General features: G+C 49.9%; 9 protein-coding genes. 6 read left to right on the top strand and 3 right to left on the bottom strand.

Annotated elements, in window-relative coordinates:
- The 6 genes from HMPREF3164_RS02590 to HMPREF3164_RS02565 all read left to right on the top strand — a co-directional run.
- Positions 1 to 237, top strand: a 237-nt coding sequence (locus HMPREF3164_RS02590) for an NlpC/P60 family protein (RefSeq protein ID WP_141744096.1), incomplete at its 5' end; no start/stop codon positions are given.
- A gap of 151 nt (positions 238 to 388) precedes the next feature.
- Positions 389 to 1,153, top strand: coding sequence for a hypothetical protein (locus HMPREF3164_RS02585; RefSeq protein WP_070448691.1), 765 nt, complete (start codon positions 389 to 391; stop codon positions 1,151 to 1,153).
- 81 nt (positions 1,154 to 1,234) lie between these two features.
- On the top strand, positions 1,235 to 1,861 hold the full coding sequence (locus HMPREF3164_RS02580) for a hypothetical protein (protein ID WP_070448689.1): 627 nt from the start codon (positions 1,235 to 1,237) through the stop codon (positions 1,859 to 1,861).
- 12 nt (positions 1,862 to 1,873) lie between these two features.
- Entirely contained in the window at positions 1,874 to 2,521 is a 648-nt protein-coding gene (locus tag HMPREF3164_RS02575) for a hypothetical protein (RefSeq protein ID WP_070448687.1), read from the top strand.
- A gap of 148 nt (positions 2,522 to 2,669) precedes the next feature.
- Positions 2,670 to 4,832, top strand: coding sequence for an FtsK/SpoIIIE domain-containing protein (locus HMPREF3164_RS02570; RefSeq protein WP_070448686.1), 2,163 nt, complete (start codon positions 2,670 to 2,672; stop codon positions 4,830 to 4,832).
- Positions 4,833 to 4,836: 4 nt separating this feature from the next.
- Entirely contained in the window at positions 4,837 to 5,160 is a 324-nt protein-coding gene (locus HMPREF3164_RS02565; protein ID WP_070448684.1) for a hypothetical protein, read from the top strand.
- Between the two features lie 124 nt (positions 5,161 to 5,284).
- Here the strand turns inward: HMPREF3164_RS02565 and HMPREF3164_RS11130 are convergent, their stop codons facing one another.
- The 3 genes from HMPREF3164_RS11130 to HMPREF3164_RS02560 all read right to left on the bottom strand — a co-directional run bounded on the left by HMPREF3164_RS11130 (position 5,285) and on the right by HMPREF3164_RS02560 (position 6,389).
- Positions 5,285 to 5,425 (bottom strand): hypothetical protein, encoded by a 141-nt coding sequence (locus tag HMPREF3164_RS11130; protein ID WP_168160741.1) that lies wholly within the window; start codon positions 5,423 to 5,425, stop codon positions 5,285 to 5,287.
- A gap of 115 nt (positions 5,426 to 5,540) precedes the next feature.
- Positions 5,541 to 5,675, bottom strand: coding sequence for a hypothetical protein (locus HMPREF3164_RS11495; RefSeq protein WP_256387494.1), 135 nt, complete (start codon positions 5,673 to 5,675; stop codon positions 5,541 to 5,543).
- Positions 5,676 to 5,999: 324 nt separating this feature from the next.
- Positions 6,000 to 6,389 (bottom strand): hypothetical protein, encoded by a 390-nt coding sequence (locus HMPREF3164_RS02560; protein WP_070448682.1) that lies wholly within the window; start codon positions 6,387 to 6,389, stop codon positions 6,000 to 6,002.
- Positions 6,390 to 6,708 lie beyond the last annotated feature (319 nt).

The raw sequence follows: 6,708 nt of genomic DNA, 5'->3' as shown, positions 1-6,708 counted from the left end.
GTGAATCTTCCTCGCACGCATCAGTGGGAGTACGGGGTAAAGGTGGATTCTCCTGAACCGGGAGATTTAGTTGTGCAAGTCCCTGATGGTGACGGCTGGGCGCATGTGGGTATCTATGCCGGGGACGGCAAGATGTACTCGGCCCTCAACTCTGAGGACGGGACATTGCTTCACTCGGTAGATTGGACTGACTCTGCTCAGTATTACCGTCTCTCGATCCCTGATGAGGAGCAGTAACTGTCGAAGCCACCTAAGCATCCGCGAGGAAATCTCTAGGACGAAACGATGGAGTATCACCAATTTTTTTCTGAAGAGGTGTCACATCCGCTCTGCCCGTGGGTACTTGATATAGGTGATAGCGCCTTAGTATCGAGTTTCAAGGGGGTCTATGTGCCGGTCAGTAGCGGAGGGCGGGCGTCGGTGTACGGATAAGGCTCATCTGCGGTCTTTGACGACCCAGGACGTTGCCCCTAAGGCACGTAAGGGCGTTCCTGAGATAGCGTGGGCCGAGGATGATCTTGAGCAGGCTCGTGCCCGGTATGCTGCTTCGGTAGTGGATGCTGCGGTGAGTCGTATCTTAGCTGATCATGAGGCAGAGCCTGAGATAATACGTGTGCTGATGGGAGTAGCTGAAGCCTCTGGCGGGTATCTAGGCGGGCTTCAGTACCGCATGAAATCCCCATTGTCGTTGGCCCGTAAAATCGATAGTCGAATCGGGAAAAAGCTAAGCGATGTGCCTCGTGCAGAGCAGGAGGAGAGATGTCAGCACATTGCGGGGCAGCTACAGGATATTTCGCGGTATACGGTTGTACATCGGGATCAGCATCAGCTTGGTCGGGTGACATATCGGACGGTAGCTGCAATGAAACGGGCAGGGTGGAGTGTAGATCCTGTGGATGTGAAATACCGTCAGGGCGCTCCGTATAAGGGGATCCATATTACTGGGCGTACCAAGGAAGGCGTCCCGGTCGAGGTACAGATACACTCCGAGCCCGGCTTAGTGATTAAGGAACAATCGCACAAGTTTTATGAGATCTATCGAGATCCTGATCGATCAAGAGATGACCAAAGGCAAGCTATGCAATCGTGTCGGCGCCTATACTCACAGCTAGAGACTCCACGGGATTTGGAACAGTATCAGCCGAAGTGGTAAGCATTGACTTAAAAACATAATTCATTATATTATATATAATGTAATATATTGTATTTTCTATCGTATGTTAAGGAGATAGTGATGGAGAAGCATGTACCGTATATTATCAGCTTTATAGAGGGTGAATATGCTGGTGATAAGGGTAACGCTGTTGCTTTAGATCAGATATATGAACAAGTCTATGTGTATGTTCCGGATACAAAGTTTTTTCATAATGATTTGTATGCGACGGAGACGGTTTTTGCTCCAGAATTTTTAGACGGGTCTCCAGAATGGGAGCCGTTAGAAGCTTCCCAAGAGCAATTGCGGCAGGCAATGCTAAATATCAGTCCGTGGGACAAACGTTTTGATATTGGGCGTGAAGCTGTTGTAAATGATGTTAAGCAGCTGTCTCAGCGTGGGCGTGTCATTACAGTAGCCGAGGCTGGTATTGTCTCGCACGAATCTTTACCGCGAGTACTATCCAACCCATACTTGGGAGAGCTGCTGAGGTATCGTGCACAGTGGGGTCAGTGGACGGAACTGTATCGGTATGAGGATCGTAGCGATGCTGCGCGTGCTGAACGTGCGTTGGCGAAGAGCTCCCATATGCAAAAGATTCTTGCGGATATGGGTGGATCCCTAGCCACGCGTGTAGTGCAGGATGACCGGGGGCACTATGTGGTGCTGGTATTTGTGGAGGGTGTGGGAGCAGAAAAATCCCACTAAGGAACCTAACCCATGAAAAGTCACCGTACCTCAACTACAGCAGTCACCCTCACCCTCACCCTCGTAGCAGTAGCGCTGATCTTGCTCGGTATTTGGCTGCTCACCCCGCATTCTGCCCCGAATGCCTCACCGGCAGTATCTGAGCCATCCCAAGTACACACCCCTAACAGATCTGCCGCAGGTACAGCATTTAAGGACAGCAGCTCTACTCGTGATCCTGCGGTGCTTCCTGAGGCGGACATCCAGGAGGCTACAAGAGTCAGCGAAGAATTTCTCAAAGCCTACTATTCGCAGGGATACCAAGACCCCTCACCCAATACGTGGCTTGATCGTGTACAAACACTAAGTACCCCGGAGCTCATGCAGCATATCCGAGAGGAGAACACCCAAGAGGAAGAATCCCGCCCGTGGCGCACCATTAAAGAAACTCATGCACAGATGCGCCTTTCACCAAACCCCAAAATACAGGTGGCATCAACCCGCGCTGAAGGAACAGCCGAGGTCAAGTTCGCAACCGTATATTCGTATGAGCGAGAAGCAGCCCAAGAAGACGGGAAAATTCCCGCTACGAAAGAGTACCGTATGCTGGTACTCCAGCGCTTACCTTCTGGCGATTGGAAAGTCACGAAATTCTATCGCACGGTGCGCGGCGGCCATTAAAAAATCTCTGGTCATATCAAGCAGAAACCCCCGATAGGGATATGCCTGTCAGAATTTCTCCCGCCTGAGTGTCACAACCTAGGTGCATGAGCGTACTTATATACAGCTGTAAGGATCAATAGCCCATCTTGTATCTGGGAGAGTATCTATGACAGCATCAGTGGAAGAGCCCGCACAGTATCAGCACCGGATTACACCACGTGTTCGTCGTCGAGCATATAGCACCCTTGTAACACTGTGCTGCGCTGTCATCATCATCAACCTCATGATCCTCATCGGGGTGAATCCTCTATGGATTATCCTCAGCACGATGTTCAGCGGGGGAGTAATTCTTTGGGTAGATTCCCGCTCAAGCATCGCCGATACTCGTAGCATCCGGTGCGATAACTTTCTAGAGGCAATTTACCCGTACCTACGTACTCAACGCATTTCTCGGTCACTGATGCATCGGCACCAGTGGAAGCGTAACCCTGAGGCGGGCAAACTCTATAACGTCGGATACTTAGCACGTGTGAGGCTACGGTTTGGCCGCACTATCGACTCTGATGATCCAGGGTTTCGGGTAGCGTTAGCTCAGATTGCCGCCCGTGAGCTTGGTGACAATGTTGCGACTTACCGGATTGAGAGGGTAAACCACACCCAAAAATGGGTGGATCTGTACGGCGAAATCCCCCAAATCGCTCCTGCTGTGCCCTTGACCTCTGAACAGCAGGAGGAAGAGCGTCTCACCGCTGGGATTACCTCGCTACTTGGTGAGGACGCCACCGTGCAGTATAGGTGGGATAACGGGCAGCTTGAATTGGTGATAATTCACCATACGGTTGCTTTAGAGATGGAAATGATGCCCACGAAGAAACGCCGTGTCACGGCCGCGTTATTAGAGCAGCTTCCTGGTCTCTACACACCAATGTGGGATACCCGCAAACAAACGCTCATATTCTCTCGCCGTGAAGAGCTTCCCGAACTGGTCCAGGTTCAAGAGCAGATGCAGACGGTTTGTACCACCTACACCGACTATAAGAAGTTTACGGTGTATTTAGGGGTTGATGAGCAGAACCGGTGGGCTAGGTGGTCCCCAACCCGAGATTCACACCTCATTATCGTTGGTGCTACCAACAGCGGTAAAACCGTTGTATTGCATAACGTGATTCAGCAATGCGCCCAAGCAGGGTTTAGGGTCTGGCTCTCTGACGGCAAATTTATTGAGCTGCTCGGGTATGACCAGTGGCCTAACGTGGAGCTCATTGCTAATTCGGTACCGACGCAGATCCGTACTCTTAAACGCCTGCACGAGCTCATGCAGGATAGGTATTCTCTGATCCGTGACGGTAAAGCACGTCTGGAAGATTTTGACCCCATCTTCTACATCTGTGATGAGGTCACTGAGATGAAAGCGAATATCGCTGATTTTTATGCCACCCATAAGGTCAAAGGTATGCCCGCGAAATCACGGGTGGATGAGTGGATCGGATCTCTGGCACGTTTGGCACGTAAAGCTATGATCCATCTTGTCTTCGGTTTGCAGCGTGCGGATGCTGATATTTTCGGCGGTGAGACCCGTGAAAACTTCGCGGCCCGGCTGTCCTTAGGACGTATGGGCGCTGAGGCATCCAAGATGATTTGGGGTCACCCATCAGTAGGATCCTTGATCCCTGCCCACGCTCCGAAAGGCCGCGCTTTAGCCTCCCTGGATGGTGTGCCAACGGTAGTGCAGACTGTACTGGCACCGAACCCGAACCCACTGGATCCGGACTACGATCAGCAGCAGGTTCACCGAATGCACCCTGCAGTGACGGTCTATACCCAAAAATTCCTACGGGAACCTGAGGAGATGCTAGAGAGCACCACTAAGGATGGAGAAAGCATTGAAGTGCCTCGACCGTGGGACGAATACTTGAAGATGCCTTTCTACGATGCGCAAGGGCACACGGTAGATTTCGAGCCGTGCCGCTCATTGCTGGCGCAGCAGATCCTAGCTGCGCTCTCAACGGGTACACAGCACCCTCTATCTGTACCTGAACCGTCTCTCAGCGCTGCGCAAACGCAAGGTAATAAGCGGGTTCTCAATGAGCCGTCACTATTGCCATCTGAAGAGCTATCGCCCCTACCTACCCGTACAGTATATGTTGAGCAGCTAAAACCCGGGGATATCATCCTCATCGAGGATGAACCAGCGGTGGTGGAATCAACATTTGAAGATCCCTTCGATGAGAACGCGATCAGTATTGATTACCGGCTGGATAACGGAGACATCGGCGGGTACAGCCTCTCTATAGGAGACACAGTCACTATCGAAGATCAGGAGGGATAGGGACATGCATCACCATGATGACGACCAAAAAGACATTATCGCCCTTGTCTGTTTCATAAGTATTTTCGCCTCCACAGGCGGACTCTATGTTGTCATGAACGGTCTTTTAGACAAGTTCTTGGCATGGCTGCAGTCTATAGGGCAGACCATAGGAGTCGTTACTCCAACAACCCCAGAGATTGACCCCGCCAGCACAACTGTCCCTCAGCCCTCAGGGATAGAAATTACTCTTGGGATACCGCATATCCTGATCGTGATAGCCTTCGCTGTTCTGATCGGCACGATTATTCATTATCTGGTACGTACCCGCCGTCAAAACCGCCCATAAGAGCGCAGAATTACGACATAGGAAGATTCTTATTGATTAGTAATGCTCGTGGGCTTAATATTCAGGATACGGGCGATGTCTGTGGTGGAGAGATAGCGGTGGGGTTTACTCATAATGTGCCTTTCTAGCGTTTCTGGTTTTTGTGGTGTTTGCGGTTGAGGTAGAGGGTAATCAGCCGTAGAACTGCGGCAATGATAAAAATGGCAAGGATAGGGATGCCCAAGGGTGGGATGATGAAGCTGATGATAATGCTCAGTGTCACCATTAGGGGGGTAAAGATGTGTAAGTGTGGGGTGGGTTTGGTGTTTTTCATGGTGTGTTAGAGTGGGGGGAGAACCCCGGTTCCGAGATACTAGACTTATTTCGGAGCCGGGGGCTTTTTAGGTATTCTTATCGTCGCTCACAAGCTTGGTAATCGCTTCGATGAGTTTCGCAATGGCTTCGATGAGCTTTGCGAGGGCTGTTATCCCGGTTGGGATTGCTGCCATGAGAGCGATGAATTCTGCGGTTCCCACTCTGTGTTACCTCCTCTCTGCTGTTGTACTACTATAATACCATAATTATTATGGTATGTTCAAGGGGGAGAGGATAATTTCCTCAGTTTTTTTCTTATTTTTTTCCTACCTATCAAAATCCCCCATCTTCATATTCACGTCGTGATTCATTCCGTATTCACCTCCTTCTTCGTCTTGTCCTATCCCCCTGGTTAGCCGCCTTGTCCCCTTCTCTCTGCCCCCTCTTTTTCCTCTGAGGGGGTCCACCCCCTAATATCAGATTTGTATATTTTTGTCTAGTGCGGATGGTAGGGGAGTGGGGTTTGAGGGTATTCTTTTGAGCGGTTAAATGATGATGGTGGATAGTGGTAGGAAGAAATTTAACGTCCGGAAGCAGCAGATAATTAGAATGGTGGAGACGCCCACTATGGTAGCAAACTTAGGGGTAAATATTTTGTGTATGATGAAGGAAATAGTGTTGAGTAGCCATTTTGTGATGCTGTAGATGTATTCCCTGAAATGTGGCTTTGTTTCAAATTCTGTGATGAGAAGATGTATTATGTCATGTGCGTTGTTGGTGGGCGTGGGTGAGGCGTTTTCAACAGTGATTTTGCTCCAGATGTCAGCAAGAAAGCGACGGATAATTTTATCCAAGATGTCGGGGGTGAACCTTTGAACGATTCTTGAGTCGACACCGATGATGATTAGAACCATTTTTAAAATTGTTTTAAGCATAGGGTTTTCCTATCTTGTTGGGAGGGGATTTTTCCCCTCAAATACTCACAGTTATTATATCAATCTCATTTCGCATGAATATCGGGCAGCTCTTTTCCCTAAATCAGATATAGCAACAAAATATGTAAATTTGACCCCCCCCCCCAGATGGGGCAAATTATGATTTTCATCACTACCAGTTTAGACACCGTTAAAAGTGTTCTTCATCACTTTTTCGCGGGAACCCGACCACAACCCCCACACGCCCCACACAACCACCCACACCCTCCCCAGCACATCACCCACACCAACCACCCCACCAACGCTCCTATACCCACCC

Source organism: Rothia sp. HMSC08A08 (assembly GCF_001808385.1).
Lineage (GTDB): Bacteria > Actinomycetota > Actinomycetes > Actinomycetales > Micrococcaceae > Rothia > Rothia dentocariosa.
This window is presented reverse-complemented; position numbering and strand designations above follow the sequence as displayed.

Excerpts from the sequence above, each read along its gene's own strand:
- HMPREF3164_RS02565 (WP_070448684.1), top strand. The coding sequence starts at position 4,837 with ATGCATCACCATGATGACGACCAAAAAGACATTATCGCCCTTGTCTGT.
- HMPREF3164_RS02580 (WP_070448689.1), top strand. The coding sequence starts at position 1,235 with ATGGAGAAGCATGTACCGTATATTATCAGCTTTATAGAGGGTGAATAT.
- HMPREF3164_RS02575 (WP_070448687.1), top strand. The coding sequence starts at position 1,874 with ATGAAAAGTCACCGTACCTCAACTACAGCAGTCACCCTCACCCTCACC.
- HMPREF3164_RS02570 (WP_070448686.1), top strand. The coding sequence starts at position 2,670 with ATGACAGCATCAGTGGAAGAGCCCGCACAGTATCAGCACCGGATTACA.
- HMPREF3164_RS02585 (WP_070448691.1), top strand. The coding sequence starts at position 389 with ATGTGCCGGTCAGTAGCGGAGGGCGGGCGTCGGTGTACGGATAAGGCT.
- HMPREF3164_RS11130 (WP_168160741.1), bottom strand. The coding sequence starts at position 5,425 with ATGGTGACACTGAGCATTATCATCAGCTTCATCATCCCACCCTTGGGC.
- HMPREF3164_RS02560 (WP_070448682.1), bottom strand. The coding sequence starts at position 6,389 with ATGCTTAAAACAATTTTAAAAATGGTTCTAATCATCATCGGTGTCGAC.